The sequence below is a fragment of the Nocardioides sp. CPCC 206347 genome (assembly GCF_048654605.1).
In the GTDB taxonomy this organism is placed as follows: Bacteria; Actinomycetota; Actinomycetes; order Propionibacteriales; family Nocardioidaceae; genus Nocardioides.
This window is the reverse complement of record NZ_JBMCYZ010000007.1, coordinates 1-25350: the sequence shown is the minus strand read 5'-3', so window position 1 is coordinate 25350 and position 25350 is coordinate 1. Positions and strand designations below refer to the sequence as shown.

The following is a 25350-nucleotide window of genomic DNA, read 5'->3' as shown; positions in this document are numbered from 1 at the left end:
CTCAGGCACCTTCCTCTTCCAGAACCGTGATGCCCGGGAGCTCCTTGCCCTCGAGGTACTCCAGGCTCGCGCCACCTCCGGTGGAGATGTGGCCGAAGGCCGCCTCGTCGAAGCCGAGGGTGCGTACGGCGGCCGCGGAGTCGCCACCGCCGACGACCGACAGGCCGTCGACCCGGGTGAGCGCGTCGGCGACTGCACGGGTGCCTTCGGCGAACGCAGCCTGTTCGAACACGCCCATCGGGCCGTTCCAGAAGACGGTCTTCGCATCGGCCAGGGCGGCCGCGAAGGCTGCGCCCGATGCCGGACCGATGTCGAGGCCCAGTGCATCGGCGGGGATGTCGGTGGCGGCAACCACCCGTGCGGACGCCTCGTCGCCGAAGTTGTCCGCGACGACGATGTCGGTCGGGAGGACGATCTCGACCCCGAGCTCGGCGGCACGGGACTGGTACTCGCGCACCGTTTCGAGCTGGTCCTCCTCGAGCAGGCTCTTGCCGACCTCGAGGCCGTCGGCCTTGAGGAAGGTGAACACCATGCCGCCGCCGATCAGCAGCTTGTCGGCCTTGTCGAGCAGGTTGTCGATGACCCCGAGCTTGTCGGACACCTTGGAACCGCCGAGCACCACGACGTAGGGGCGCTCGGGGTTCACCGTCAGGCGGCGCAGCACGTCGATCTCGGTGGCGACCAGCCCGCCCATGGCGTGCGGGAGTCGCTGCGCGACGTCGTAGACGCTTGCCTGCTTGCGGTGGACGACCCCGAAGCCGTCCGACACGAAGGCATCAGCGAGCGAGGCGAGCTCGTCGGCGAACGCACCGCGGACGGTGTCGTCCTTGCTCGTCTCCCCCACGTTGAACCGGACGTTCTCCAGGAGGGCCACGTCGCCGTCAGCGAGCCCGGCGACGGTCTCCTTCGCCGAGGAGCCCACGGTGTCGCTCGCGAAGGCGACATCGGCGCCCAGGAGCTCGCCCAGCCGTGCAGCGACCGGAGCCAGCGAGTACGCCGGATCCGGAGCGCCGTCGGGGCGCCCGAGGTGCGCGGTGACGACCACGCGGGCACCTGCGTCGGCCAGGGCCTTGATTGTCGGGACGCTGGCCCGGATCCGGCCGTCGTCGGTGATGCGTCCACCGTCGAGCGGGACGTTGAGGTCCGAGCGGACCAGGACCCGCTTGCCGCTGACGGACGCGAGGAAGTCCGGGCCGAGCCCGTTGAAGTCAGTCACAAGCGTCAGAGCGTAGCGCCGACGTGGACGATGAGGTCCGCGAGCCGGTTGGAGTAGCCCCACTCGTTGTCGTACCAGCCGGCGACCTTGACCTGGTTGCCGATGACCTTGGTCAGCGGAGCGTCGAAGATGCACGACGCCGGGTCGGTCACGATGTCCGAGGACACGATGGGATCGGTGGAGTAACGGAGGTACCGGCCGTCGGCGGCGGCCCGCACGATGGCGTTGACCTCCTCGACCGTGGTCTCCCGCGCCGCCTCGAACGTCAGGTCGGTCAGCGACCCGGTCGGCGTCGGGACGCGCAGGGCGTAGCCGTCGAGCTTGCCCTTGAGCTCCGGCAGGACCAGGCCGATCGCCTTCGCTGCACCCGTCGACGTCGGGACGATGTTGATCGCCGCAGCGCGCGCCCGTCGCAGGTCGCTGTGGATGTTGTCCTGCAGGTTCTGGTCAGCGGTGTAGGCGTGCACTGTGGTCATCAGGCCCTTGACGATGCCGAGGCCGTCGTTGAGGGCCTTGGCCATCGGGGCGAGGCAGTTGGTGGTGCACGAGGCGTTCGAGATCACGGTGTGGGCGGCCGGGTCGTACAGCTCGTGGTTCACGCCCATCACGATGGTGATGTCGTCGTTGGTCGCAGGCGCAGAGATGATCACCTTCCGCGCCCCACCGCCGTCGACGTGGGCGCGTGCCTTGGTGGCGTCGGTGAAGAAGCCGGTGGACTCGACGACGACGTCGACACCGAGGTCGCCCCAGCCGAGGGCAGCCGGATCACGCTCCGCGAAGGCACGGATCTGCTGGTCGCCGACGATGATCGCGTCATCCGTCGAGGAAACCTCTGCGTCGAGACGACCGAGGATCGAGTCGTACTTCAGCAGGTGCGCCAGCGTGGCGTTCCCCGTGAGGTCATTCACGCCGACGATCTCGATGTCGGCTCCGCTCGCTCGCACTGCGCGGAAGAAATTACGGCCGATCCGGCCGAATCCGTTGATGCCGACACGAACGGTCACTGTGAGCCTCCTGAGGGTGGGGAATGGTCGATTCCGACCCTATCCCGCACCCCTGGCACCCAAGAGCGTTGGGGTGACCCGCATCACATGCTGGACGTCACGCGTCGCCGGCCAGCATCTCCGGCGTCAGGGACGCCTCGGTGTCCGGAACGCCCAGGTCCTCGGCACGCTTGTCGGCCATCGCCAGGAGACGCCTTATGCGTCCGGCGATCGCGTCCTTCGTGAGGACCGGCTCGTGCAGCTGGCCGAGCTCCTCGAGCGAGGCCTGCTTGTGCTCGAGGCGCAGCTCGCCCGCCATCTTGAGGTGGTCGGGAACCTCGTCGCCAAGGATCTCCATCGCGCGTTCGACGCGGGCGCCTGCGGTCACGGCTGCGCGCGCGGAACGCCGCAGGTTGGCGTCGTCGAAGTTGGCGAGCCGGTTGGCAGTGGCGCGCACCTCGCGCCGCATCCGGCGTTCCTCCCAGGCCATCAAGGTCTCGTGGGCGCCGAGGCGGGTCAGGAGCTGACCGATGGCGTCACCGTCACGGATGACGACGCGGTCGACGCCACGGACCTCGCGGGCCTTGGCCTGGATGCCGAGGCGTCGGGCGACACCGACGAGGGCAAGGGCGGCCTCCGAGCCCGGGCAGGTGACCTCCAGGGACGACGAGCGACCGGGTTCGGTCAGTGATCCGTGGGCGAGGAAGGCTCCCCGCCAGGCCGCCACCGCGTCACAGGCGCCGCCGGAGACGACGGCAGGCGGCAGGCCACGCACCGGACGCCCCCGCTGGTCGAGCAGGCCCGTCTGGCGGGCCAGTGCCTCGCCGTCCTTGGCCACCCGCACGATGTAGCGGCTGCCCTTGCGCAGGCCGTTGCCCTGCACCATGACGACGTCGGAGGTCTGGCCGTAGATCTCGGAGATGTCCTTGCGGAGCCGACGCGCCGCGGCGCCGGTGTCGAGCTCGGCTTCGACGACGATGCGGCCGGCCACGATGTGGATGCCACCGGCGAACCGCAGGGTGGAGGCGACCTCAGCCTTGCGGCAACACGCCTTGGTGACCGGAGTACTGGCCAGTTCCGCCTTGACCTGTGCCGTCATCGCCATGAGCCGATCCTGCCATGGTGGTCAACAACCCTGCGCGGGTGCCCGGGTCACTCGGTGGCGAAGATCCGGGTGTAGGCCGCAGCCAGCTTCACGGGATCGTGCCGCGGAGACCCGTCATCGGCTGCCACGTCGGCGATGACCAGCCGCGCGCCGAGCGCGGCCACGGTCTCCTGGAGCTCGGCAAGCCCGGACTCCATGACCGTCTCGTCCGCGAGGACGACGTCGATGCCGAGGTCGGGCGCGTGCTCGGCCAGCACCGCCAGGTGGTCGGCGGGGCCGAAGCCACCGGTCTCCCCCGCCTGCTCCGCCAGGTTGAGTACGACGACAAGGCGGGCCTGGGTGCGGACCAGCGCATCACGCACGGCAGGCACCAGCAGGTGTGGCAGCACCGAGCTGAACCAGGACCCGGGCCCCAGGACGGCCCAGTCCGCCTCCGTGATGGCGGCGATGACCGCCGGACTCACCTCGGGATCGGCCGGCTCGAGGGCGATCGAGCTGATGACACCTTCGGTCGTGGCGACCTCGACCTGGCCGCGGACGGTGGTGAGCTCGTCGGGATGCCCCTCGACGAGTCCACGCACCTCCGCCGTGATGTCCATCGGCGTCTGTGCCATCGGGAGCACCCGGCCGCGGGCGCCGAGCAGCCGACCGACCCAGTCGAGCGCGTCGATGTGGTCGCCGAGGAGCTCCCACAGGCCGACGATCAGCAGGTTGCCGACGACGTGGCCGCGCATCTCCCCCTCGCCCTCGAACCGGTGCTGCAGCACCCTGGCCCAGGTGTCGCCCCACTCGTCGTCGCCGCAGAGCGCGGCCAGCGCCATCCGCAGGTCGCCGGGCGGCAGCACACCGAACTCGCCGCGGAGCCGTCCCGAGGAGCCGCCGTTGTCGGCGACCGTGACCACGGCCGTGAGCTTGTCGAGGGTCAGGTCGTCGAGCAGGTGGCGCAGTGCGTTGAGCGAGGCGTGCAGCCCGTGGCCGCCGCCGAGGGCGACGACCGACTGGGCGCGCTGAACCGCCCCGAAGTCCGAGATCATCGGGTCGATCACTCCCGGCCGAGGTCGCGATGGATGGCACGGGCGAGGTAGCCCTGCTCGCTGAGCCGGCGGGCGATCTCCTCGCTCATCGCGACGCTGCGGTGCTTGCCGCCGGTGCATCCGATGGCGACCCGCATGAACCGCTTGCCCTCACGGAGGTAGCCCTCGGCGACGACGGTGAGCAGCGGGACGTAGGCGTCGAGGAACTCCTCGGCCCCGGGCCGCCCGAGCACGTAGCTGGAGACCTCGGGGTCCTGGCCGGTCCGTGGCCGGAGCTCGGGCACCCAGTGCGGGTTGGGCAGGAACCTCATGTCAGCGAGGTAGTCCGCGTCGACCGGACTGCCGTACTTGAAGCCGAAGCTGATGACCGTGACCCGCAGCCGGGTGGAGTCAGGCGTGCCGAAGGCTTCCGCGATCCGGTCGGTCAGCTGGTGCACGTTGAGGTTGCTGGTCTCGATCACCAGGTCGGCCTCTGAGCGCAGGTCGGCCAGAGCCACCCGCTCGCGCTGGAGGCCGTCGAGCAGTCGGCCACCCTGCTGCAGCGGGTGCGGACGGCGCGCAGCCTCCTGCCGGCGGACGAGGACCTCGTCCGAGGCATCCAGGAACACCAGCGTGGCGTCCCGACCGGCCACGCCGTGGGCCAGGGCACTGCGCAGGCCGAGGAAGAACGAGCCGGACCGGACGTCGACGACGACCGCGATCGGCTGCGCGGGACCGTGGCTCTCGTCGACGAGGCGCACGACGTCGGGCAGCAGGTTCGGGGGAAGGTTGTCGACGACGTAGAACCCGAGGTCCTCGAGCTCCTTGGCCGCGGTGCTGCGACCGGCACCGGTCATGCCGGTGACGACGACCAGGGGCCCGGGGCTGTGTTCAGTCATGGTGCGCCTTGCTCATGGGGTCATTGTGGTCGAGGCGGAAGCCGGAGGCACAGCGTCCCCGCCGTCCAGCGCTTCCTTGATGGCTGCTGCGGTGCGCGGCCCGATGCCGGGCACCGCCGCGATCTCGTCGATCGTCGCCACCCGGAGCTTGCGCAGGGAACCGAAGTGACGCAACAGGGTCTTGCGGCGCACCTCCCCCAGTCCCGGGACGTCGTCCAGCAGGCTCTCCACCATCGACTTCGACCGACGGTTGCGGTGATGGGTGATCGCGAACCGGTGGGCCTCGTCACGCACCCGCTGCAGGAGGTAGAGGCTCTCGGACGAACGCGCGAGGATCACGGGGTCCTCCTGTCCGGGCAACCACACCTCCTCGAGTCGCTTGGCCAGGCCGCAGACCGGGATGTCGTCGATGCCGAGCTCGTCGAGCGCACGTTGGGCCGCCGCGACCTGCGGAGCGCCACCGTCGACGACCACCAGGCCCGGCGCATAGGCGAACTTCCGTGGACGTCCCGTGTCCGGGTCGACCAGCAGCGGGCCACTGGTCTCGTCGCCGGGGCGCAGCTCGGAACGCGCCTGTTCGTCGAGGAGGCGCCGGAAACGACGGGTGATCACCTCGTGCATCGCGGCGACGTCGTCCGAGCCCTCCTGGTCGCGGATCACGAAGCGGCGGTACTCGCCCTTGCGGGCCAGGCCGTCCTCGAACACGACCATGGAGGCCACGATCTCGGTGCCCTGGATGTGCGAGACGTCGTAGCACTCGATCCGCAGTGGTGCCTCGTCGAGCTCGAGCGCCTCGGCGATCTCGGCCAGCGCCCGGTTGCGGGTCGTGAGGTCGCTCGCCCGCTTCGTCTTGTGGAGGACCAGCGACTCCTTGGCGTTGCGCTCCACCGTCTCCTGCAGCGTCTTCTTGTCGCCGCGCTGCGGCACCCGGATCTCCACCCGCGAGCCGCGAAGGTCGGACAACAACTGCTCGAACGTCGCGCTCTCCGGCGGCAGCTCGGGCACGAGGATCTCCCGCGGCACGGCGTCCCGGGCGTCCTCGGGAGCCACGCCGGCGTACAGCTGCAACAGGAAGTCCTCGACCAGGGCAGACGTGTCGCCGTCGTCGGTGCGGTCGGCCACCCAGCCGCGCTGGCCACGGATCCGGCCGCCGCGGACGTAGAAGACCTGGACCGCCACCTCGAGCGGGTCCTCGGCCAGCGCGATCACGTCGGCGTCGGAACCGTCGCCGAAGACCACGGACTGCTTCTCCAGCGCCTTCTGCATGGCGCCGAGGTCGTCGCGCAGGCGCGCGGCCTTCTCGAAGTCGAGGGCCTCGGAGGCGGCGTACATCTCGTTCTCGATGCGCTTGGTGAACTGCTTGGTGCGACCCGCCATGAAGTCGCAGAAGTCCTCGACGATCGCGCGATGCTCCTCGGCCGACACGTTGCCTACACAGGGTGCGGCGCACTTGTCGATGTAACCGAGCAGGCACGGTCGCCCGATCTGCGCGGACCGCTTGAAGACACCGTTGCTGCACGAACGCATCGGAAAAACCCGGAGCAGGATGTCGACGGTCTCGCGGATTGCCCACGCGTGGCCGTAGGGCCCGTAGTAGCGGGTGCCCTTGCGCTTCGCGCCGCGCCCCACCATCACCCGCGGGAACTCGTCGGACACCGTCACGGCCAGCCACGGATAGGACTTGTCGTCGCGATACTTCACGTTGAAACGCGGGTCGAACTCCTTGATCCAGGAGTACTCCAACTGGAGCGCCTCGACCTCGGTCTTCACCACGGTCCACTCGACCGACGTCGCGGTCGTGACCATCGACGCGGTGCGCTGATGGAGGTTCCCGATGTCCTGGAAGTACGACGACAGGCGGGCCCGCAGGTTCTTCGCCTTGCCGACGTAGATCACCCGGCGGTTCTTGTCGCGGAACCGATAGACGCCCGGCACGGTCGGGATCTCCCCGGCCTTGGGGCGATAGCTCAGCGGATCGGGCACGCCCCAACCCTACGAGGGTGAACCGACAACCGGAGGCACGACCGCTCGTGGTGGCCGGTCAGCGCACCACGCCGATCATGTGGTCCCGGGTGACCAGGCCGGCCAGCTCGTCCTCGCTGCGTGCTTCGGCACCGTTCGGGGCCAGGGGCAGGACCAGGTAGCGGACCTCGGCACTCGAGTCCCAGACCCGGAGCTCCACGTCCTCGGGGAGGGTCGTGCCGAACTCGGCGAGCACGGCCCGGGGTTCGCGGACCATGCGCGAACGGTAGGCAGCGCTCTTGTACCACCGAGGGGGCAACCCGAGGACCGGCCACGGATAGCAGGAGCAGAGCGTGCACACGACGACGTTGTGAACGGCCTCGGTGTTCTCGAGAACCACGAGGTGCTCGCCCTCCGCGCCGCCGTAGCCGAGCTCTCCCACCGCGGCGGTCCCGTCCTCGAGCAACCGCGCCCGGTAGTCAGCATCGATCCAGGCGCGCGCCACCACCCGGGCGCCGTTCAACGGTCCGACATGGTGCTCGTAGGTCTCGATGATGGCGTCGACGACGTCCGGGGTGATCACGCCGCGCTCGACGAGCAGGGCTTCGATGGCCTCGATGCGCAGCGAGGCCGGGCGGGGCGGGTGATCCGTCCGGTCGTTCATGCGAGGTAGCGCTCCCACAGGTCGAGGTGGAGGAAACCGGGCTCGGCGTCCGCGCCCCAGAGGTCGCCCATCTCGAAACGAACGGTGTACGTGGCCTCGGGCGGCCCGTCACCGCTCGCATGGGGCCAGCCCCCGGGCTGGCGGATCACCGTGCCGCTGACACCGCGGACGTAGCGCGGGCACCGGTGGTGGCCTACCGGCGCCATCCGCTTCACGGTGACCCTGTCGCCGATCGCGAAGCGTGCCGGGACGTCTTCGCCACTCGGGCGCCGCGGATGGTCGATGAGCGCCGCGACGAGCCCGGCCGCCATCTTCGGGTTGGTGTCCCGGGCGTGCCGACTCGGCGGCTGCGGATGGCGCACCCGGGCGTCGATGTCCGCGGTCGTGAGCGTTCCCGCATCCACCAGACCCGCCTCGAGGGAGCGCGCCCACCGCTCGAAGTAGCCCATGGCGAGGTACTCCGCCGGGGCGATCGCCTCGATCCCGGGGCGGATCGAACCGGATCGGGCACCGGCTGCTCCGGCTGCGATGAACAGTCCGAAGGTCCGCCCTTCCCACGGCTCGTCGAAGGGCAGCTCCACGTCGTCGACCGGCACGGCGCCGAAGCCGTGCATGCCGCCCATGTCGTGAACGCCCTCCATGCCGCCTCCTACCTGTGCGGGATCAACCGGCGAGGATCTTCCCGTTGTCCACCGTGATGTCGACCGATGCGAGCGGACCGGACGCCGGGCCACCCGTGTTGTCACCGCTGGCTGCGTCGTACGACGACCCGTGGTTGGCGCAGTGGATGGTGCCGCCCTCGACGGAGGTCACGAGCAGGCCCTGATGGGTGCAGACGGCGGTGAACGCCTGGAAGTCGCCCTCGGTCGGCTGCGTGATGACGAGCTTCTCGTCGGTCAGGATGATGCCGCCGCCGACCGGGACCTCCGAGGTCGATGCCAGCTCGGCGCCGGAGGCGACCTCCGGCCCGGAGGCGTCGTCGCCACTGCCCGCGCAGCCCGCGAGGGCCGCGGCGACCCCGAGCGCACCGAGGCCCGAGAAGATGATCCTCCGGCTGGCGCGTACCTCCTGCAGACGTGCGGCTGGACCGCTCATCCGCGCACGATCTGGTCGCCCTCGACCTTGAGCGCGACCTTGGACAGGGGCGAGGGGGCCGGGCCACCCGCGACCGAACCGTCCGAGACGTTGTAGCTGCTCCCGTGGCAGGGGCACTGGATCTTGCCGTCGGCGACCTTCGTGACCAGGCAGCTCTGGTGGGTGCAGATCGCGGAGTAACCCTGGAACTTCCCGGCCGTCGGCTGGGTGACCACCAGCGACTCCTTGGCGATCACGACACCGCCCCCGACGGGCACGTCGGCAGCGGCGACCAACCCGCCGGCCGGTGCACTGGTCGCGCCGTCCGCGGTCTCGGTCGTCGTCGCCGACGTCGGCCCGCTGGCCGTCGGTTCGGACGTTGCGTCGTCGGTCGCCGAGGAGTCACCGTCGTCGCCGCACGCAGCCAACAAGGGCACGCTGACACCGAGAGTGGCAGCGCTCGTCAGGGCTCGTCTCCTGCTGAAGGGGGCTGTCATGCCGTCAGGCTACGACCAGTACCTGAGCCGCGGCTATGACTTGGCTGTGGCCTTCCCTGTGGCCTTCCCTGTGGCCTTCGTCGTGGCCTTGGCCCGGACCCGTCCCTTGGGCTGGGTCGCGGCCCGGCCGGCCAGCATCGGCTTGAGGAACTGACCGGTGTAGCTGGCGCGCACCGCCGCGATGTCCTCGGGCGTGCCCTCGGCGACGACGGTGCCGCCCCGGGAACCACCTTCCGGCCCCATGTCGACGATCCAGTCAGCCGTCTTGATGACGTCGAGGTTGTGCTCGATGACCAGGACCGTGTTGCCCTTGTCGACCAGGCTCGACAGGACACCCAGCAGCTTGCGGATGTCCTCGAAGTGCAGTCCGGTCGTGGGTTCGTCGAGCACGTAGACGGTGCGCCCCGTCGACCGCTTCTGCAGCTCGGAGGACAGCTTGACGCGCTGCGCCTCGCCGCCCGACAGGGTCGTGGCCGGCTGCCCCAGCCGGACGTAGCCGAGGCCGACCTCGCAGAGGGTCTTCATGTGGCGACTGATCGCCGGCACTGCGGCGAAGAACTCCGCTGCCTCCTCGATCGGCATGTCGAGCACCTCGGCGATGGTCTTGCCCTTGTAGTGCACCTCGAGGGTCTCGCGGTTGTAGCGGGCGCCGTGGCAGACCTCGCACGGGACGTAGACGTCCGGCAGGAAGTTCATCTCGATCTTGATCGTGCCGTCGCCCGAGCATGCCTCGCAGCGGCCGCCCTTGACGTTGAACGAGAACCGGCCCTGCTGGTAGCCCCGCATCTTCGCCTCGGGCGTCTGCGAGAACAGCTTGCGGACGTGGTCGAAGACCCCCGTGTACGTCGCCGGGTTGGACCGCGGCGTGCGGCCGATGGGCGACTGGTCGACGTGGATCACCTTGTCGACGTGCTCGAGGCCGGTGATCTTCTGGTGCCGGCCGGGGATCGCGCGGGCGTTGTAGATCTGCTTGGCCAGCGACGTGTAGAGGATGTCGTTGACGAGCGTGGACTTGCCGGAGCCGGAGACGCCGGTGACCGCGCAGAAGACGCCCAGCGGGAAGCTGACGTCGACGTCCTGCAGGTTGTGCTCACGCGCCCCGTGGACCTTGAGCTCGCGCCCCACCGTCCGCGGACGTCGTACGGCGGGGACGGGGATCTCGCGACGCCCGGAGAGGTACTGACCGGTCATCGAGTCCGGGTGCTCGAGGAGTCCCTTGACGGTGCCGGAGTGCACGACCTGGCCACCGTGCTCACCGGCGCCCGGGCCGATGTCGACGACCCAGTCGGCGACGCGGATGGTGTCCTCGTCGTGCTCGACGACGATCAGCGTGTTGCCGAGGTCCTTGAGCCGGACCAGCGTCTCGATGAGCTTCTGGTTGTCGCGCTGGTGCAGCCCGATGGACGGCTCGTCGAGGACGTAGAGGACGCCGACGAGGCCGGCGCCGATCTGCGTGGCGAGCCGGATCCGCTGCGCCTCGCCACCCGACAGCGACCCGGACGGCCGGTTGAGCGAGAGGTAGTCGAGTCCGACGTCGAGCAGGAAGTTCAGGCGCTCCTGGATCTCCTTGAGCACCCGCTCGCCGATCTGGCGCTCGCGGGTCGACAGGTCGAGGTCGGAGAGATAGGCCGCGGCCTCGTTGATCGGCAGCGCACAGACCTCGGCGATGTTCTTGCCGCCGGACTCACGGGCGCCGAGCGTGACCGACATCGACACCGGCTTGAGCCGGCTGCCGGCGCAGGTCGGACACGGCACCTCGCGCATGAAGCCCTCGAACCGCTCGCGGCTCGTGTCGCTCTCCGCCTCGCGGTGCCGGCGCTCGACGTACTTCCGGACACCTTCGAACTCGGCGTAGTAGGAGCGCTCGCGGCCGTAGCGGTTCTTGGTGACGACGTGGACCTTGGTCGGGTGGCCCTCGAGGACGGCCTTCTGGGCCTTCGCGGACAGCTTCTCCCAAGGGGTGTCGACGTCGAAGCCGAGCTCCTCGCCGAGCGCGATCAACAGTCGGCCGAAGTAGTCGGCGACGTGGGCGTGGCTCCAGGGCTGGAGGGCGTTCTCGGCCAGGGTCGCGGTCGGATCCGGCACCACCAGCTCGGGGTCGACCTCCATCCGGGTGCCGAGGCCGGCGCAGGCCGGGCAGGCACCGAAGGGCGAGTTGAACGAGAAGGAGCGCGGCTCGAGGTCGTCGGTCTCGATCGCGTGCTCGTTGGGGCACGCCATCTTCTCGGAGAACTTGAGCTCCTGCTGCTCCCCCTTGGCCGCGTCGACCATGTCGAAGACGACCAGTCCACCGGCCAGGCCGAGGGCCGTCTCGACGGAGTCGGTCAGGCGCCGCTTCGCGGTCTCCTTGACCGCCAGCCGGTCGACCACGACCTCGATCGAGTGCTTGAGCTTCTTGTCGAGGACGGGCGGGTCGTCGAGGTTGTGGATCGTGCCGTCGACCCGGGCCCGCGAGAAGCCCTGCGCCTGCAGCTGCTTGAAGAGCTCGACGTACTCACCCTTGCGGCCGCTCACGACCGGGGCGAGCACCTGGAACCGGGTGCCCTCCTCGAGCGCCATCATCCGGTCCACGATCTGCTGCGGCGTCTGCCGCTCGATCGGTGCGCCACAGGTGGGGCAGTGTGCGCGGCCGGCGCGGGCGTAGAGCAGACGGAGGTAGTCGTAGACCTCCGTGATGGTGCCGACCGTCGAGCGCGGGTTCTTCGAGGTCGACTTCTGGTCGATCGAGACCGCCGGGGACAGGCCCTCGATGAAGTCGACGTCGGGCTTGTCCATCTGGCCGAGGAACTGGCGGGCATACGCCGACAGCGACTCGACATAGCGACGCTGGCCCTCGGCGAAGATGGTGTCGAACGCCAGGCTCGACTTGCCGGAGCCGGACAGCCCCGTGAACACGATCAGCGAGTCGCGCGGAAGGTCGAGTGAGACGTCCTTCAGGTTGTGCTCGCGGGCGCCGCGAATGATCAGCTGATCGGTCACTACCGGTCCTCGGGTGTCGTGCGTGGTCGTTCGAACAAGTGTTCGCCATGGTACGGCGCCGGGCAAGCCGCCACGCCAGGAACCACCTTCTCACCCGCCGCCGACAGCCACCGTTTCGCGGGCATGATGGGGAGGTGACCACGCCGATTGCCAGCCGGATCGAGACCGCCACCGCCCGCCTGATCACCACCGCCGACGCCCTGCCCGACGACGCGTGGGGAGTCCCCAGCATCTGCGAGGGCTGGAGCAGGGCACACGTGCTCGGCCACGTGGCACTCAATGCGGAGGGACTCGCCGGTGCGCTCCGCGGACTCACCGACGGCGTACCGACGACCATGTACGTCTCCGAGGAGCAGCGCGACACCGACATCGCGACCCTGGCGACCGCGGCCCCCGCGGAGATCCGCGAGCGCCTCCGGGCCTCCGCGGCGGCCTTCGACGCCGCGCTCTCCGACCTCGGGGTCCCCCAGGACTCCCGGTTCGAGCGGACTCCCGGCGGGCAGTGGCTCCGGGCGGGCGTCGTCCCCCTGCTCCGGCTCCGCGAGGTGGAGATCCACCACGCCGACCTCGACGCGGGCTACTCCCACGCGGACTGGCCGCGGGAATCCGCGATCACCTTCCTCGACCTCGCCGCCCGCGGCCCGATGCGCCCGGACTGCCACGTGGTCGCCACCGATGGCGGCGAGGAGTGGACGTTCGGCTCACCCGGACCCGACGCACCGACCTGGACCGGCGCCGCCTCCGCCCTCGCGTGGTGGGCGTCGGGCCGCGACGCCGGGGACCTGGTCACCCCGGCATGATGGAGCCATGACCTACACCGGAGACGTGACCGTCGGGGGCGACCCGCAGGTCCGCGAGCTGTCCGCGCTGACCATCGCGAAGGTTGCCGTCGACGAGAAGATGGCCAACAACGCCTACCTGCTGCGCTGTCGTGCCACCGGTGACCAGGTGCTGATCGACGCTGCCGACGCTGCTGACACCCTGCTCGCGCTGGTCGGCGATGCCGGCCTGACCACCGTGGTCACCACCCACCAGCACTGGGACCATCACCGCGCCCTCGCCGCCGTCGTCGAGGCAACCGGAGCCGACGTCGTCGCCGGCGAGCCGGACGCAGACGCGATCACCGAGCAGACCGGTGTCGCCGTGGCCCGGCGGGTGACCGATGGCGACACGGTCCCCGTCGGCGACTGCACCCTCGAGGTCATCCGGATCACGGGACACACTCCGGGATCGATCTGCCTGCTCTACCGCGATCCCGACGGCCACCCGCACCTGTTCACGGGCGACTCGCTCTTCCCCGGCGGCGTCGGTGCCACGTTCGGCGACGCCGACGCCTTCCAGACCCTGGTCGAGGACGTCGACACGAAGCTCTTCGGCACCCTGCCCGACGACACCTGGTTCTATCCGGGCCACGGCAGCGACTCGACGCTCGGTGAGCAGCGTCCGCACGTCGCCGAGTGGCGCGAGCGTGGCTGGTGACCGTCGTCGAGGTCGATGACACCGATGTCCACGTCGAGGTCGACAGTCCCGAGGGAGCGCCGATCCTGGTGATGGTGCACGGCATGACCTGTTCGCTGCGTTGGTACGACGCCGTCGCCGACCTGCTGTCGGATTCCTTCCGGATCATCCGGATGGACCTTCGCGGCCACGGCGCGACGAGGGGCGGGGCAGGACTCCAGCCGGGTGACCAGGCGCGGATGCTCGCGGCACTGCTCAGTGAGCTGGGCGTCACCAAGAACGACGACGTCACGTTGATCGGGCACTCCTGGGGCAACGACACCACCACCGAGCTGGCCGCTCGAACCGGTGTGGCATCCCGGATGGTCGTCCTGGGACAGGGACCGACCTATGCACCGGGCGTGGCCACCATGCCGAAGCTGGGCGCCCTCCTCGCGATCCCCGGTCTGGCGAGAACACAGCGGTTCGCACCGAACGCCCTGCTGCGTGGCGGCCTGGCGCTCGGGTTCGCGAAGGGCTTCGACCACGCCCGCGCGTTCGCCGACCCGCAGCAGGCGTACATCGACCTGCGCAGCGCGGACCACCGCATCCCGCGGATCGTCATCCACGACCGCAGGGCACAGCTGGAGGCGAACGGCCTCGACCGGCGACTCAAGGACCTCGAGCTGCCTGCACTGGTGATCCTGGGCGATCAGGACAGCTTCTACCCGCCCGAGGCATCCCGGGCGTTGTACGAGGCTGCCGGTGCCCGGGTCGTGGTGCTTGACGGCGCCGGCCACTCGGTACAGGTGGAGCGACCAGTCGAGGTGGCCCAGCTGATCCGGGACTTCGTCACGCCGGTGGCGTGAACGCCCTTCGGGCCGCCACCACTTCGTCGCGCGTTGCGCATCCGCTGACGTGGTTGTTGATCAACCCCATCGCCTCCATCAGTGCGAACATCGTGGTCGGCCCGACGAACTTCCAGCCACGCTTCCTGAGGTCCTTCGACAGGGCGATGGAGGAGGGCGACGTGGTGAGTGACTGGGGCTCCCCCAGCTCGGCCAGCGTCGGTTCGTAGCCCCAGAAGTACGCCGCCAAGGACCCGCGGTCCTCGATCAGCTCGAGCGCGCGGCCGGCGTTGTTGATGGTCGCCTCGATCTTGCCGCGGTGCCGCACGATCCCGGCGTCGCCCAGCAGCCGCGCGACGTCGTGCTCGTCGTACGCGGCGACCGTGGCGAGGTCGAAGCCGGCGAAGGCGGCGCGGAAGGCAGGGCGCTTCACCAGGATCGTGCGCCAGCTGAGGCCGGACTGGAAGCCCTCGAGGCAGACCTTCTCGAACAGCCGCTGGTCATCGACGACCGGGAAGCCCCACTCGGTGTCGTGATAGGCCGGGAACTCCGGGGCCGACACGGCCCAGGGGCACCGAAAAATGCCGTCAGGGCCGGGCAGAGGGTTCGTCATGCGACGAACCCTGCCACCCGGCCCCGACAGTGATCAGTTCAGATCAGCTCACGTCAGATGGCGCGAACGTTCTCCGCCTGCAGGCCCTTGGGGCCACGCGTGACGTCGAACTCGACGCGCTGCTCTTCGGCCAGCGACTTGAAGCCGTTGCCCGAGATGCCGGAGTGGTGCACGAAGACGTCGCCGTCGCCACCGTCCTGCGCGATGAAGCCGAAGCCCTTGGTGTCGTTGAACCACTTCACGGTGCCAACTGCCATTGTCTTACTCCTTGTGTCTGTTCCTACGAAGCCGCTCGGGCATGGTGCCGGTGCGGGCTGAAACCAACTGCACCGCGCCTCGTGGAAAACCAGATGGAGCTACAACAGTGAACCGTGTTCCCGGCCGCCAACAATCGGAGCGGCCGGATCTGCGGGAGGGACGTTTTACCGCTCCCCTTCAACACGGAAGACTTTATCACCGGAGCAGTTACCACACTGCATCATCGCGCCTAGAGTCCCCCCGTGACCTTCACTCCGCGCCAGGTTCGGGCGATGGGCCTGATCGCCGACACGTTCGCCGCTCGCAGCGGGACGATTCCGTCACCGACCGACGTCGGTTCGCACGAGCTCGCACTGTCCATCGCAGCAGCCAATCCCCGGCACAGCGAGGTGCGCCAGCTCAAGGGCCTGCTGGACCTGTGGGACACGCGGTCGCTCGGCCTGGCCCTGACCGGGAAGCCCCGGCGGTTCTCCCAGCTGAGCCAGGGTGAGCGCGAGCGGGTCCTCCTGTCGCTCTCGGACTCGCGGGTCGGCGCCAAGCGGGTGTTGTTCCAGGGCCTGAAGGGTGCCTCGCTCCTGCCGTACTACATGACCGCCGGCGCGCCGCTGTGGGACGGCATGGGCTATCCGGGCCCGCTCGGCGTGCTCCCCGACGCGCCCGCCTCCCCCATCACTCCGCTCGCGATCGAGCGGGACACCGCCATGAGCTGCGACGTCGTGGTGGTCGGCTCGGGCGCCGGCGGCGGTACGGCGGCGGGTGTCCTTGCCGCTGCGGGACTCGACGTCGTCGTACTCGAGGCCGGTGGGCAGCACGACCAGCGCCACTTCGACGGCGGCGAGGAGTCCGGCTTCCTCAACCTCTACGCCCTCGCCCCGCAGAGCACGGCCGAGGGGCAGGTCGCACTGATGGCCGGACGGGGGCTCGGCGGCGGGACGGTGGTCAACTACACGACCTCGTTCCGCACCCCGGACCACGTTCGTGACGAGTGGGCCTCCTACGGCGCGGCGCAGTTCGCGACCGACGAGTACGCCGCGTCGATGGACGCCGTGTGCGCCCGCCTGGGCGTGAACACCGACCACGACACGGCTGCGCCCCGCGACGCGATCCTGGAGCGCGGAGCGAGGGCGCTCGGCTGGGACGTGGCTGCGATGCCGCGCAACGTGCTCGGCTGCGACCAGGGCGTCGAGTGCGGCCGGTGCGGGATGGGGTGTCGCCTCGGCGCCAAGCAGTCGACCGCAAAGACCTGGCTGGAGGACGCGGCGGCCGTCGGTGCCCGGATCTGCACCGGCGTCACGGTCCGGACGGTCACCACCAGCTTCGGGCGCGCCACGGGGGTCGAGGGCACCACCGCGGACGGGCATCGTGTGCAGGTGCGCGCCCGGGCGGTGGTCGTCGCGGCCGGAGCGATCCAGACACCGGCGCTGCTCCAGCGCACCGGGCTCGGCAACCCGAACGTGGGGCGGCACCTCCGCCTCCACCCCGCCACCGCCCTGTGGGGACGCATGGAGGAACCGGTCGACAGCTGGGTCGGAGCCATGCAGAGCCGGTACGTCGACAAGATGACCGACCTCGACGGCAACGGCTACGGCGTGCTCTTCGAGACCGCACCGCTGACCCCTGCGCTCGGGACCGGGTTCGTGAACTGGCGTGGGTCGGACGACTACCGGCGCCGGATGGACGAGCTGAAGTCGACGCTCGGCGTCGCGATGATCGTGCGCGACCGCGATCCGGGCGGCACCGTGGCCATCGGCCGGGATGACGAGCCCGTCGTCCGGTACGAGCTCTCGCCGCGCGACACGGAGCACCTGATCCAGGGCTTCGTCGGCGCAGCCCGCATCGCCGAGGCCGCCGGCGCGACGTGGCTCGCCTCGACCCACCACAAGACGGTCAGCTACGAACCCGGGGTCCGTGGCTCGATCGACACCTTCGAGGCCGACCTCCGCGCCGCCGGTGCGGCCCCCGCCACCCTCGCCCTCGCGGCCCTGCACATCATGGGCAGTGCGCGGATGGGTGGCTCGGCCGCGACCTCGGCGACCGATCCTGACGGGCAGACCTGGGACGTCCAGGGCCTGTACGTCGCCGACGGCTCGAGCTTCCCGACGGCATCGGGCGTAAACCCGATGATCTCGATCGAGTCCATCGCGCACATGACCGCGACCCGGCTGGCCGCCAAGCTGAGCTAGCCGGCAGCGCGGCGGGAGGCGTCGCCGCGAGCTTGCTCGCCGTCGCTGCGCCGGAGACGCGCTCGGCCGATTCAAGCTAGCTGTAGGTGACCTTCACGGTGTCGGTGGTCGGCACCGACTGGCACCCGAGACGGATCCCGTCCTCGAGGTCCTCCTTGTCGAGCACGTCGTTGTGGAGCATCCGGACATCGCCCGCCAGCAACCGGATCGCACAGGCCGAGCACTCGCCCTCGCGGCAGGAGTACGGCGCCTTGACGCCCTTGCTCTCCAGGAAGTCGAGCAGCGTGGTGCGGGGGTTCCAGTCGTCGAAGGTGAACTCCTCGCCGTCCAGCTCGACCTCGACCTTGACCGGGCCGGCCGGAGCGTCCGCGAAGTCGTCGGCACCGTCGTCATTCCCGTCGGCGAGGGCGATCTCCGCGGCAGCCTGCTGCCGCATCTCCTCGATGTCACCGAACGGGTTGCCGCCGAGGGAGACGAACTTCTCCTGGTGGCGCTGGGAACGCGGGACCTCGAGGTCCTTGAGGACGGTGGTGACCATCTTCATGAAGGGCGCGGGACCGCAGACGAACGACTCGCGGTCGAGGTACCCGGAGCAGAAGGCCTTCATCTGCTCGGGCGACGGCAGTCCCTGCACGGTCTCGAGCCAGTGGATGACCTGGAGACGATCGGGATGCAGTGCCGACAGCGCCGAGAACTCCTCGGCGAAGATGACCGACTTCTCGTCGCGGTTGGCGTAGAAGACGACGATCTTGCCGGTGCCGTGCGCGAGCGCCGTACGCGTGATCGACATGATCGGGGTGACCCCGGAGCCGCCGGCGAAGAGCAGCAGGTCGTTGTCCAGCGAGGACGGGGTGAAGATCCCGGACGGCGGCAGCACCCGCAGCGTGTCACCGACGGAGAGGTTGTCGCAGATCCAGTTGGACGCGAAGCCCTCGGCCGTCCGCTTGACGGTGACCGTCAGCGGTCCGCCGTCGTGGGGGCTGCTGGAGAGCGAGTAGCAGCGCGCGGCGATGCCGGTCTGGTCGCTCGGCACGGCCACCGTGAGGAACTGGCCGGGCTTGTAGGCGAACTTCTCCTCCGCACCGGCGGGTACGGCAAAGCTGATCGACTTGGCGTCGGCGGTCTCCTCGACCACACCGACGACATCCAGCACAAAGGACTCGATGTCCACGAAACTCCCCACACCTGACTCTGTTGAAGCGACTTGAAGCAGCTCGAAGCGACCCGGCTCAGTAGCCGTCGACCGCTCCGATCGGGACATCTCCGGCCCGAACTGCGTCATCGATGCTAGCCATCATCCGGGAGCAGGGCTTGTGCACGTCCCGCCTACCGGTCCCCTGATCCTGTCGCGCAAACTCTTGACAATTCGCCCGCGCCTCACTGCTCCATTGCAGCGAGGTCTGGTGGTCGCTGTTCTTCTTGACCCTGACGGTGGCCAGGCAGTCCAGGCAGGCGACGTCGACGAGCCGGGCCTCGGTGTAGAGCTCCTGCTCCTCGAGGGTGTCCGGGCTCGCTGGCACGAAGGAGGACATGGCCGGGCTACGCGTCCGCCGGGGTCTCGGCCGACTCGGCCGCCACCTTCGCCAGGTTCTCGGCGACCTCGGCGTGCCAGTACTCATTGGCCTTGGTGGTGTCGACCTCGAACTCGAACCGGTCGACCATCTCGGGCTTGATGTCCGCGACGTCGACGTAGTACTGCTCGTACCAGCGGCGCAGCTGGTAGACCGGACCGTCCTCCTCGCACAGGAGCGGGTTCTGGACGGCGACCTTGTTCTCCCAGATGGCGACGTCCTGAAGGAAGCCGTCACCGAAGGACTCGGTGTAGCGCTCGGCGATGTAGGCGCAGGTCTTCTCGTCGAGGCCCTCGGGCTTGCGCACGCTGATGCCGTACTGCAGCGTGAAGGACTCCGGTCCCGTCGGGATGTGGCAGTTGATCAGGATGACCTCGGTGACGAAGCCCTTGTAGTCGACCTCGAGCCAGTTGATCATGTACGACGGCCCGTAGTAGGTCGCCTCCGACTTGAGCGTCGAGTTCTCGTCGCCGTACCCACCCCCCATCGTGTCGGGGCGGCCCTTCGACTCCATGAACTGCGTGGCGGTCGTGCCGTCGAAGACGTTGCGGAAGCTGGTCGGGAACGCGAAGTGCACGTAGTAGAAGTGCGCCATGTCGGCGACGTTGTCGATCAGCTCACGGCAGTGCGAGCCGTTGATCTCCCGGGTGTGCCACGACCACGGCGTGTACTTGTCCGTCATCACGTCGGGCAGCTCGGGAGGCAGGATGTCGTGGTCCGCGGCCGAGCCCTCGGGGTCGTTCCAGATCAGCAGCTGGCCGTTGCGCTCGACGGTCTCGTAGCGCTGGGTGCGCGCGCGCAGCGGGACACGCCGGGCGTAGGGGATCTGCTTGCACTTGCCGTCGCCGCCCCACCGCCAGTCGTGGAACGGGCAGGCGATCTCGTCGCCCTTGACCTCACCCTGGGTGAGGTCGCCGCCCATGTGGCGGCAGTAGCCGTCGAGGACGTTGAGCTCGCCCTTGCTGTCCTGCCAGACGACGAGCTTGGTGCCGAAGCCGTTGATGGCGTGCGGCTTGCCGTCACGGAAGTCGGACGCGAGGCCGAGGCAGTGCCATCCGCGCGCGAAGCGCAGCGGTGCGGTTCCCTGATCCAGGAGGCGAGTGTCGGTCATACTAGAACACGTTACAGTTTTGTGGTTACCCTAGCAACATGCACATCGATCTGGAGCCGCAGCAGATTGCCCTGCGCGAGGAGCTCCGCGAGTACTTCGCACAACTGGTCACCCCCGAGATCCGCGCCGGCCTGGCGTCCGCGACGGGCGAGTTCGGCGAGGCGGGCGTCTATCGCGACGTCATCCGCCAGATCGGGTCCGACGGCTGGCTGGGCATCGGCTGGCCCAAGGAGTACGGCGGCCAGGCCCGCTCGATGGTCGAACAGCTCATCTTCACGGACGTGGCGGCCATCGCCGGCGTACCGATCCCCTACCTGACGCTCAACACCGTCGGGCCCACGATCATGCGCTTCGGCAGCGACGAGCAGAAGGAGTACTTCCTCCCGAAGATCCTCGCCGGTGAGCTGCACTTCTCCATCGGCTACTCCGAGCCCGGGTCGGGCACCGACCTCGCCTCGCTGCAGACGAAGGCCACGCTCGAGGGCGACGAGTGGGTGATCAACGGCCAGAAGATGTGGACCTCGCTGATCCAGTACGCCGACTGGCTCTGGTTGGCCTGCCGCACCGAGCCCGACGCGTCACGCCACAAGGGACTGTCGATGATCCTGGTGCCTGCGCAGGCCGAGGGCGTCTCCTACACCCCGGTCCACACGGTGGCCGGCGTCGGAACCTCCGCGACCTACTACTCCGACGTCCGCGTCCCCGCCGAGAACGTCGTCGGCGAACGCGGCGGTGGCTGGGCGCTGATGACCAACCAGCTCAACCACGAGCGGGTGGCCCTCACCTCCGCCGCGCCCCTCCAGCACTCGTTGACCCTGGTCAAGGACTGGGCGCGCGAGACCCGCAACCCGGACGGCTCCCGGGTCATCGACACCGAGTGGGTGCAGATCGCCCTTGGCCGGGCCCACGCCCGGATCGAGGCGCTGACGCTGATCAACTGGAAGCTCGCTGCCGACGCCGACCACGGCGTTGCCCTCTCCCCCGCCGAGGCGTCGGCCACCAAGATCTACGGGTCCGAACTGGCCACCGAGGTCTACCGCGCCCTGATGGAGGTCGTCGGGCCGCACGCCGGCATCACGGGTGACTCTCCCGGCGCCGCCCTGGCCGGGCGCCTCGAGCGGTTCCACCGCTCCTCGCTGGTGATGACGTTCGGCGGCGGCACCAACGAGATCCAGCGCGACATCATCGGCTACATCGGACTTGGCCTGCCGGCCGCAAAGCGCTAAGGGACAGACATGGACTTCCTCTTCACCCCCGAGCAGGACGAGGCCGCCGAGCTCGCGGCCCGGATCCTCGCCGACAAGACCACGAACGACCGCCTCAAGCAGGTCGAGGCCGGCGGCGACCGCTTCGACCGCGACCTCTGGGCCGACCTGGTCACGGCCGGCCTGACGACCCTGCACCTCCCCGAGGCAGAGGGCGGCGCAGGTCTCGGGCTCATCGAGCTCGCCCGGGTGCTGGTCGAGGTCGGCCGACGGGTCGCCCCGGTGCCGCTGGCCGTTCACGGCGCCTGCACGGCGCTCCTCGCTGGTGCGAACGTCGCCGTCGGCGACCGCCTCTACGCGGCCGCGGTGGCCGAGGAGCGGGCACACCTGCCTGCTTCCCCGGTCGTCACCGCCGACGGCACCGGCACGCTGGCGGGCACCAAGACCCTCGTCCGCGCCGGCATGGCAGCCGACGCGTTCCTCGTCACCGCGACCGGCCCTGACGGTCCGGGTGTGTACGTCGTCGACGCGACCGCTCCCGGCGTCGACCGGGTCGCGCAGAAGACGAGCGACGGCGACGTCGCTGCGCTGGTCACCTTCACCGGCGCTGCCGCGACCCGGGTCGGGGACGGGTCGACCGCGACGCGTCTCGGCGAGCTGCTCATCACGCTGGCGGCTGCCGAGCAGCTCGGAGTCACCGAGGGTGCGTTGAGGCTCACGGCGTCGTACGCGAAGACACGCGAGCAGTTCGGCCGTCCCATCGGGACGTTCCAGGCCGTCTCGCAGCGCCTGGCCGACGGCTTCATCGACGTCCTCGGGCAGCGCCTGACGCTGTGGCAGGCCGTGTGGCGCCTGCAGGAGGGCATGCCGGCAGCGACCGAGGTCGCCACCGCGAAGCTCTGGGCCGCCGACGCGGGCCACCGCATCGCCCACACCACCGTCCACGTGCACGGCGGTGTCGGCATCGACATGGACGGCGAGGCGCACCGGTACTTCACCACCGGCAAGCGGTTCGAGTTCCTGTTCGGCGCGGCCACCGAGCAGGCGCTGCTGATCGGCCGCGCGTTCGCTGCCAGCTAGTCCAGGCCGTTACAGACCGCGCCAGGGGTCCTCGCGCTGCCACACCCTCGGGAAGTGCAGTGCGACCCCCTGGGCGGTCGCGAGCTCGTCGAACACGCGCATGGTGACGTCGAGGTCGTCCCCGGCGTAGGGCAGCGCCCGGAGCGGTTGGTCGAGGGGGCGGAAGAAGTCGTCCCAGTGGGTGAGGACGACCCGCCGGGCAGCGACGGTCTCGACCGTCTCGGCCCAGTACGTCCGGATGTAGTCCTCGCTCTGGATCCCGAGCTGCCCGACCCCGAGGTACGCCACGTCTGCCTGCCGCCCGGCGAGCGACCCGGCGACGTACCCGGCACTGCCCTGGAGCAGCGCCGTGCGACCGCTCGTGTGCTCGACGAGGATCGACCACGCCTCACCGCACTTGTAGGCGCCCGTCTTCACGGGAGGGACCAGGGGTTCGGACACGACGCCCGGGAAGCGGTCCGGCGGGCAGTGGTGCGACTCGATCAGGGTGAGGGTGAAGGCGCCGTACGTCATCGGTTCGCCCGGGGTCGCGACCTTGATCCGGTCGGCAGCCAGGCCGTGCCCGCGGCCGATGTTGGCCGTCGACTCGCCGCCCACGAGAACCGCGCCGGTCCGGTCGGCCACGACCGCAGAGTCCATGGCGTGGTCGTAGTGGGTGTGGACGGGCAGGACGGCATCGAGTTGGTCGACACCGGCGCGCGCCAGGCATCGGGCGATCCGGTGCCGGTCGGGTGCGATCGTGCCGACGACCGCCTTCAGCAGCGGCGGCCGGGAGAAGAAGCCGTCGGTCATCACCGCTGACGTTCCGTCGTCCAGCAGCAGGCTGGCGACGCCGAGGAAGGTCACACCGAAGGCGTCCTCCGCGTCCGGAACGTCGAACCGGTCGGCGTACTGGGTCAGGTCAGGCCGACCGAGCTTGAGGCGCATGTCACCACGCTAGCGGGCAAGTCACCGCTGCAGCAGCGCGGCTGCCGGCCCTCGCAGGCCGACGGAGAAGAAGCCCTCATCCATGTCGGTGTACCAGACCTCACCACGCTCGACGTCCCAGGCGGGCTGTGACATTGCGGCGGCGCCGTCGGGGCCGGGCTGGTTGAAGTAGCCCACCTCGCGCGGGCGCTCGACGTCGGAGATGTCGAACAGGCGCAGGCCCGAACCGACCATGGAGCACGCCGCGATCTGCGGATCGTCGCGGGTCGGGAGTGAGCAGTAGTGCCCGGTGTAGCTCCGGACGATCATCCTCGCGCCTCGGTCGCCCATCACTTCGCCGCGGAGGAGCGGGTCGTGCACGTCGAGCCGGACGTTGGACACGACGACGGGGGCGCGCGGGTCGGTGACGTCGATGATCCGGGCCGCTCCGACCGGGCTCCTGGCGGAGTTGAACTGCGTGATGTCACCGAAGAGGTCGCTGAACTCGTCGACCTCGAAGACGTACCTGCGAGAACCGCGGGTGAACGGCTCGGCGACCTGGGGAATGGACGACTCCTCCCACGTCAGCCGGGACAGGAGCCGGAGCCGGGGCGCCGAACGTCGGTCCTGGATGTCGGAGACGTCGAGGATGTCGAGGCCGGCACCGTTGAGGACGGTTCCGTCAAGAATGCCCGGGCTGCCGATGTTCGCGGCGTACATCGTGCGTCCGTCGTCGGAGAGGCGCACGCCGTGGTAGACGACGCCCGTCTTCGTGTGCAGGATCCGCGGCCGCCGCGGTTCGGCCAGGTCGACCGCCGTCAGGGTGAAGCCCGCGGCACCGGCGGTCCAGAACGTCTGCCCGTCGGGCGAGAAGCCGCTCTCATGCCCCATCACGCCTGACAGGGTCGTCGACATGAGTCGAGGCCTGCGGCAGTCCTGGCTCACGTCGTACACGTCCAGGACTCCCGGCGCGGTCCCCAACGTGCCCATCACGGCCGCGAGGAGTCCGCGCTTCTCGTTGACGAGCAACGATTCATGGGGCTGGAGCATGGCGGGTGTGATCAGGTTCGCCGTCTTCACGGGCCTTGCCGGGTCCGTCATGTCGAGCACCACGACCCCGAGACCGGCTCCTCCGGTGAGAAGGGTGGTGATGTTGAGCCCGACCATCAGTGCTGAGTCGTAGTAGGCGCAGGTCCGTCCGGTCACATCGGTGTAGCGCTGGACCTTGTAGCCGCCCGAGCCGAGCACGGACCGCCTGCCGTGGTGACCGACCTGCACCGTGTTGCAACGGTAGCCCTGAGCTGCCCGCCCGGACTCGTAGTCGGACGTCGGCACCCGCCCCTGGGCCGATGTCTCCCGCAGGTCACCGTCCGCACACGAGGCCTCCGGAACACCGCTCAGGGAGAGGTCCGCCCGGGACGAGCCCGCCGTCGCCACGGCACCGGTGACGACCAGCACAGCAGCCAGCAGTGCGAGCAGCATCCTCCGGAGGCCCGGGGAACGGCGGCCGTCCTGCGCGTCGCCCGTGTCCTCGTGACCGATTCCGTACCCCATGACGACTCCCGTGTCGCGTGCGGCATGGCGTGACCAGCCGACAAGTCCGGACACCTTCGCACAGGCCCGCGGACGTGTCGACCGTCTCGGCTCCCCCTAGCTGTGATGCCCAGGGAGGTTGTCCCGCCCTCCGGCGGTGAGTCGGGCTGACAGGTGAGGGCCCCCGGTTGTGAAGTGGAGCTGTCTAGTTCA

General features: G+C 69.6%; 24 protein-coding genes. 6 read left to right on the top strand and 18 right to left on the bottom strand.

What is annotated here, in order from left to right; translation table 11 throughout:
• Position 1: 1 nt before the first annotated feature.
• From ACOACQ_RS20835 to uvrA, 11 genes are all read right to left on the bottom strand, one after another.
• A complete protein-coding gene (locus ACOACQ_RS20835) occupies positions 2–1216 on the bottom strand; it encodes a phosphoglycerate kinase (protein ID WP_378601175.1) in 1215 nt (404 codons plus the stop codon).
• Positions 1217–1221: 5 nt separating this feature from the next.
• Positions 1222–2220 (bottom strand): type I glyceraldehyde-3-phosphate dehydrogenase, encoded by a 999-nt coding sequence (gene gap, locus ACOACQ_RS20830; protein WP_378601178.1) that lies wholly within the window; start codon positions 2218–2220, stop codon positions 1222–1224.
• Between the two features lie 97 nt (positions 2221–2317).
• Entirely contained in the window at positions 2318–3304 is a 987-nt protein-coding gene (whiA, locus tag ACOACQ_RS20825) for a DNA-binding protein WhiA (protein WP_056712041.1), read from the bottom strand.
• Positions 3305–3351: 47 nt separating this feature from the next.
• Entirely contained in the window at positions 3352–4338 is a 987-nt protein-coding gene (locus ACOACQ_RS20820) for a gluconeogenesis factor YvcK family protein (RefSeq protein ID WP_378601182.1), read from the bottom strand.
• Positions 4339–4346: 8 nt separating this feature from the next.
• Positions 4347–5216, bottom strand: a complete 870-nt coding sequence (gene rapZ, locus ACOACQ_RS20815) for an RNase adapter RapZ (protein ID WP_378601185.1) — start codon at positions 5214–5216, stop codon at positions 4347–4349.
• 12 nt (positions 5217–5228) lie between these two features.
• Positions 5229–7199: an excinuclease ABC subunit UvrC gene (gene uvrC, locus ACOACQ_RS20810; RefSeq protein WP_378601188.1), complete on the bottom strand. Its 1971-nt coding sequence runs from the start codon at positions 7197–7199 to the stop codon at positions 5229–5231.
• Between the two features lie 58 nt (positions 7200–7257).
• Positions 7258–7842, bottom strand: a complete 585-nt coding sequence (nthA, locus tag ACOACQ_RS20805) for a nitrile hydratase subunit alpha (protein ID WP_378601191.1) — start codon at positions 7840–7842, stop codon at positions 7258–7260.
• The gene (gene nthB / locus ACOACQ_RS20800; RefSeq protein ID WP_378601194.1) at positions 7839–8483 is read right to left on the bottom strand and encodes a nitrile hydratase subunit beta; all 645 of its coding nucleotides are present in this window, start codon (positions 8481–8483) and stop codon (positions 7839–7841) included. The genes nthA and nthB overlap by 4 nt, the downstream gene beginning before the upstream one ends.
• A 22-nt stretch (positions 8484–8505) precedes the next feature.
• The gene (locus ACOACQ_RS20795; RefSeq protein WP_378601197.1) at positions 8506–8937 is read right to left on the bottom strand and encodes a Rieske (2Fe-2S) protein; all 432 of its coding nucleotides are present in this window, start codon (positions 8935–8937) and stop codon (positions 8506–8508) included.
• Positions 8934–9413, bottom strand: coding sequence for a Rieske (2Fe-2S) protein (locus ACOACQ_RS20790; RefSeq protein ID WP_378601199.1), 480 nt, complete (start codon positions 9411–9413; stop codon positions 8934–8936). Before ACOACQ_RS20790 ends, ACOACQ_RS20795 begins: the two co-directional genes overlap by 4 nt.
• A 33-nt stretch (positions 9414–9446) precedes the next feature.
• Positions 9447–12392 (bottom strand): excinuclease ABC subunit UvrA, encoded by a 2946-nt coding sequence (uvrA, locus tag ACOACQ_RS20785; protein WP_378601201.1) that lies wholly within the window; start codon positions 12390–12392, stop codon positions 9447–9449.
• 134 nt (positions 12393–12526) lie between these two features.
• On the opposite strand from uvrA, the gene ACOACQ_RS20780 reads away from it, so the two are divergent.
• Genes ACOACQ_RS20780 through ACOACQ_RS20770 form a run of 3 tightly spaced genes read left to right on the top strand, consistent with a single transcriptional unit; the run spans position 12527 to position 14698 of the window.
• Complete coding sequence (locus ACOACQ_RS20780) at positions 12527–13192, top strand: maleylpyruvate isomerase family mycothiol-dependent enzyme (protein WP_378601203.1); 666 nt, start codon at positions 12527–12529, stop codon at positions 13190–13192.
• 7 nt (positions 13193–13199) lie between these two features.
• Positions 13200–13871, top strand: a complete 672-nt coding sequence (locus tag ACOACQ_RS20775; RefSeq protein ID WP_378601205.1) for an MBL fold metallo-hydrolase — start codon at positions 13200–13202, stop codon at positions 13869–13871.
• Positions 13868–14698 carry an alpha/beta fold hydrolase gene (locus ACOACQ_RS20770; RefSeq protein WP_378601207.1) on the top strand — a complete coding sequence of 277 codons (831 nt, stop codon included), beginning with the start codon at positions 13868–13870 and terminating at the stop codon, positions 14696–14698. The genes ACOACQ_RS20775 and ACOACQ_RS20770 overlap by 4 nt, the downstream gene beginning before the upstream one ends.
• On the opposite strand, the gene ACOACQ_RS20765 is transcribed toward ACOACQ_RS20770, so the two are convergent.
• Positions 14682–15290, bottom strand: coding sequence for a DNA-3-methyladenine glycosylase I (locus tag ACOACQ_RS20765; protein WP_378601209.1), 609 nt, complete (start codon positions 15288–15290; stop codon positions 14682–14684). The two genes, ACOACQ_RS20770 and ACOACQ_RS20765, sit on opposite strands and share 17 nt — an antisense overlap.
• Before the next feature lie 53 nt (positions 15291–15343).
• Complete coding sequence (locus ACOACQ_RS20760; protein ID WP_056711996.1) at positions 15344–15547, bottom strand: cold-shock protein; 204 nt, start codon at positions 15545–15547, stop codon at positions 15344–15346.
• A gap of 243 nt (positions 15548–15790) precedes the next feature.
• Here ACOACQ_RS20760 and ACOACQ_RS20755 point away from each other — a divergent pair, with 243 nt between their 5' ends.
• Positions 15791–17731 carry a GMC family oxidoreductase gene (locus ACOACQ_RS20755; protein ID WP_420289217.1) on the top strand — a complete coding sequence of 647 codons (1941 nt, stop codon included), beginning with the start codon at positions 15791–15793 and terminating at the stop codon, positions 17729–17731.
• Positions 17732–17807: 76 nt separating this feature from the next.
• Here ACOACQ_RS20755 and ACOACQ_RS20750 read toward each other — a convergent pair whose 3' ends face one another.
• The 3 genes from ACOACQ_RS20750 to ACOACQ_RS20740 are packed head-to-tail and all read right to left on the bottom strand — an operon-like array spanning position 17808 to position 20413.
• Entirely contained in the window at positions 17808–18902 is a 1095-nt protein-coding gene (locus tag ACOACQ_RS20750; protein ID WP_378601214.1) for a 2Fe-2S iron-sulfur cluster-binding protein, read from the bottom strand.
• Positions 18903–18960: 58 nt separating this feature from the next.
• Positions 18961–19263: a hypothetical protein gene (locus ACOACQ_RS20745; protein ID WP_420289216.1), complete on the bottom strand. Its 303-nt coding sequence runs from the start codon at positions 19261–19263 to the stop codon at positions 18961–18963.
• A 7-nt stretch (positions 19264–19270) separates the two neighbouring features.
• Positions 19271–20413, bottom strand: a complete 1143-nt coding sequence (locus ACOACQ_RS20740; protein WP_378601218.1) for a Rieske 2Fe-2S domain-containing protein — start codon at positions 20411–20413, stop codon at positions 19271–19273.
• Between the two features lie 38 nt (positions 20414–20451).
• Here ACOACQ_RS20740 and ACOACQ_RS20735 point away from each other — a divergent pair, with 38 nt between their 5' ends.
• Both ACOACQ_RS20735 and ACOACQ_RS20730 read left to right on the top strand, forming a co-directional pair.
• Positions 20452–21639, top strand: coding sequence for an acyl-CoA dehydrogenase family protein (locus ACOACQ_RS20735; RefSeq protein WP_378601220.1), 1188 nt, complete (start codon positions 20452–20454; stop codon positions 21637–21639).
• A gap of 9 nt (positions 21640–21648) precedes the next feature.
• Positions 21649–22698, top strand: coding sequence for an acyl-CoA dehydrogenase family protein (locus ACOACQ_RS20730; protein WP_378601222.1), 1050 nt, complete (start codon positions 21649–21651; stop codon positions 22696–22698).
• Positions 22699–22707: 9 nt separating this feature from the next.
• On the opposite strand, the gene ACOACQ_RS20725 is transcribed toward ACOACQ_RS20730, so the two are convergent.
• Complete coding sequence (locus tag ACOACQ_RS20725) at positions 22708–23625, bottom strand: MBL fold metallo-hydrolase (protein ID WP_378601224.1); 918 nt, start codon at positions 23623–23625, stop codon at positions 22708–22710.
• Positions 23626–23646: 21 nt separating this feature from the next.
• Positions 23647–25158, bottom strand: coding sequence for an LVIVD repeat-containing protein (locus ACOACQ_RS20720; protein ID WP_420289215.1), 1512 nt, complete (start codon positions 25156–25158; stop codon positions 23647–23649).
• Positions 25159–25350: the final 192 nt, after the last annotated feature.

What these genes read in the sequence shown, in the direction of transcription:
- ACOACQ_RS20720 (WP_420289215.1), bottom strand. Translation starts at nt 25,158, where the DNA reads ATGGGGTACGGAATCGGTCACGAGGACACGGGCGACGCGCAGGACGGC.
- ACOACQ_RS20730 (WP_378601222.1), top strand. Translation starts at nt 21,649, where the DNA reads ATGGACTTCCTCTTCACCCCCGAGCAGGACGAGGCCGCCGAGCTCGCG.
- ACOACQ_RS20820 (WP_378601182.1), bottom strand. Translation starts at nt 4,338, where the DNA reads ATGATCTCGGACTTCGGGGCGGTTCAGCGCGCCCAGTCGGTCGTCGCC.
- nthB (WP_378601194.1), bottom strand. Translation starts at nt 8,483, where the DNA reads ATGGAGGGCGTTCACGACATGGGCGGCATGCACGGCTTCGGCGCCGTG.
- ACOACQ_RS20725 (WP_378601224.1), bottom strand. Translation starts at nt 23,625, where the DNA reads ATGCGCCTCAAGCTCGGTCGGCCTGACCTGACCCAGTACGCCGACCGG.
- ACOACQ_RS20745 (WP_420289216.1), bottom strand. Translation starts at nt 19,263, where the DNA reads ATGTCCTCCTTCGTGCCAGCGAGCCCGGACACCCTCGAGGAGCAGGAG.
- whiA (WP_056712041.1), bottom strand. Translation starts at nt 3,304, where the DNA reads ATGGCGATGACGGCACAGGTCAAGGCGGAACTGGCCAGTACTCCGGTC.
- ACOACQ_RS20790 (WP_378601199.1), bottom strand. Translation starts at nt 9,413, where the DNA reads ATGACAGCCCCCTTCAGCAGGAGACGAGCCCTGACGAGCGCTGCCACT.
- rapZ (WP_378601185.1), bottom strand. Translation starts at nt 5,216, where the DNA reads ATGACTGAACACAGCCCCGGGCCCCTGGTCGTCGTCACCGGCATGACC.
- ACOACQ_RS20735 (WP_378601220.1), top strand. Translation starts at nt 20,452, where the DNA reads ATGCACATCGATCTGGAGCCGCAGCAGATTGCCCTGCGCGAGGAGCTC.
- ACOACQ_RS20740 (WP_378601218.1), bottom strand. Translation starts at nt 20,413, where the DNA reads ATGACCGACACTCGCCTCCTGGATCAGGGAACCGCACCGCTGCGCTTC.
- ACOACQ_RS20760 (WP_056711996.1), bottom strand. Translation starts at nt 15,547, where the DNA reads ATGGCAGTTGGCACCGTGAAGTGGTTCAACGACACCAAGGGCTTCGGC.
- ACOACQ_RS20765 (WP_378601209.1), bottom strand. Translation starts at nt 15,290, where the DNA reads ATGACGAACCCTCTGCCCGGCCCTGACGGCATTTTTCGGTGCCCCTGG.
- ACOACQ_RS20795 (WP_378601197.1), bottom strand. Translation starts at nt 8,937, where the DNA reads ATGAGCGGTCCAGCCGCACGTCTGCAGGAGGTACGCGCCAGCCGGAGG.
- nthA (WP_378601191.1), bottom strand. Translation starts at nt 7,842, where the DNA reads ATGAACGACCGGACGGATCACCCGCCCCGCCCGGCCTCGCTGCGCATC.
- ACOACQ_RS20775 (WP_378601205.1), top strand. Translation starts at nt 13,200, where the DNA reads ATGACCTACACCGGAGACGTGACCGTCGGGGGCGACCCGCAGGTCCGC.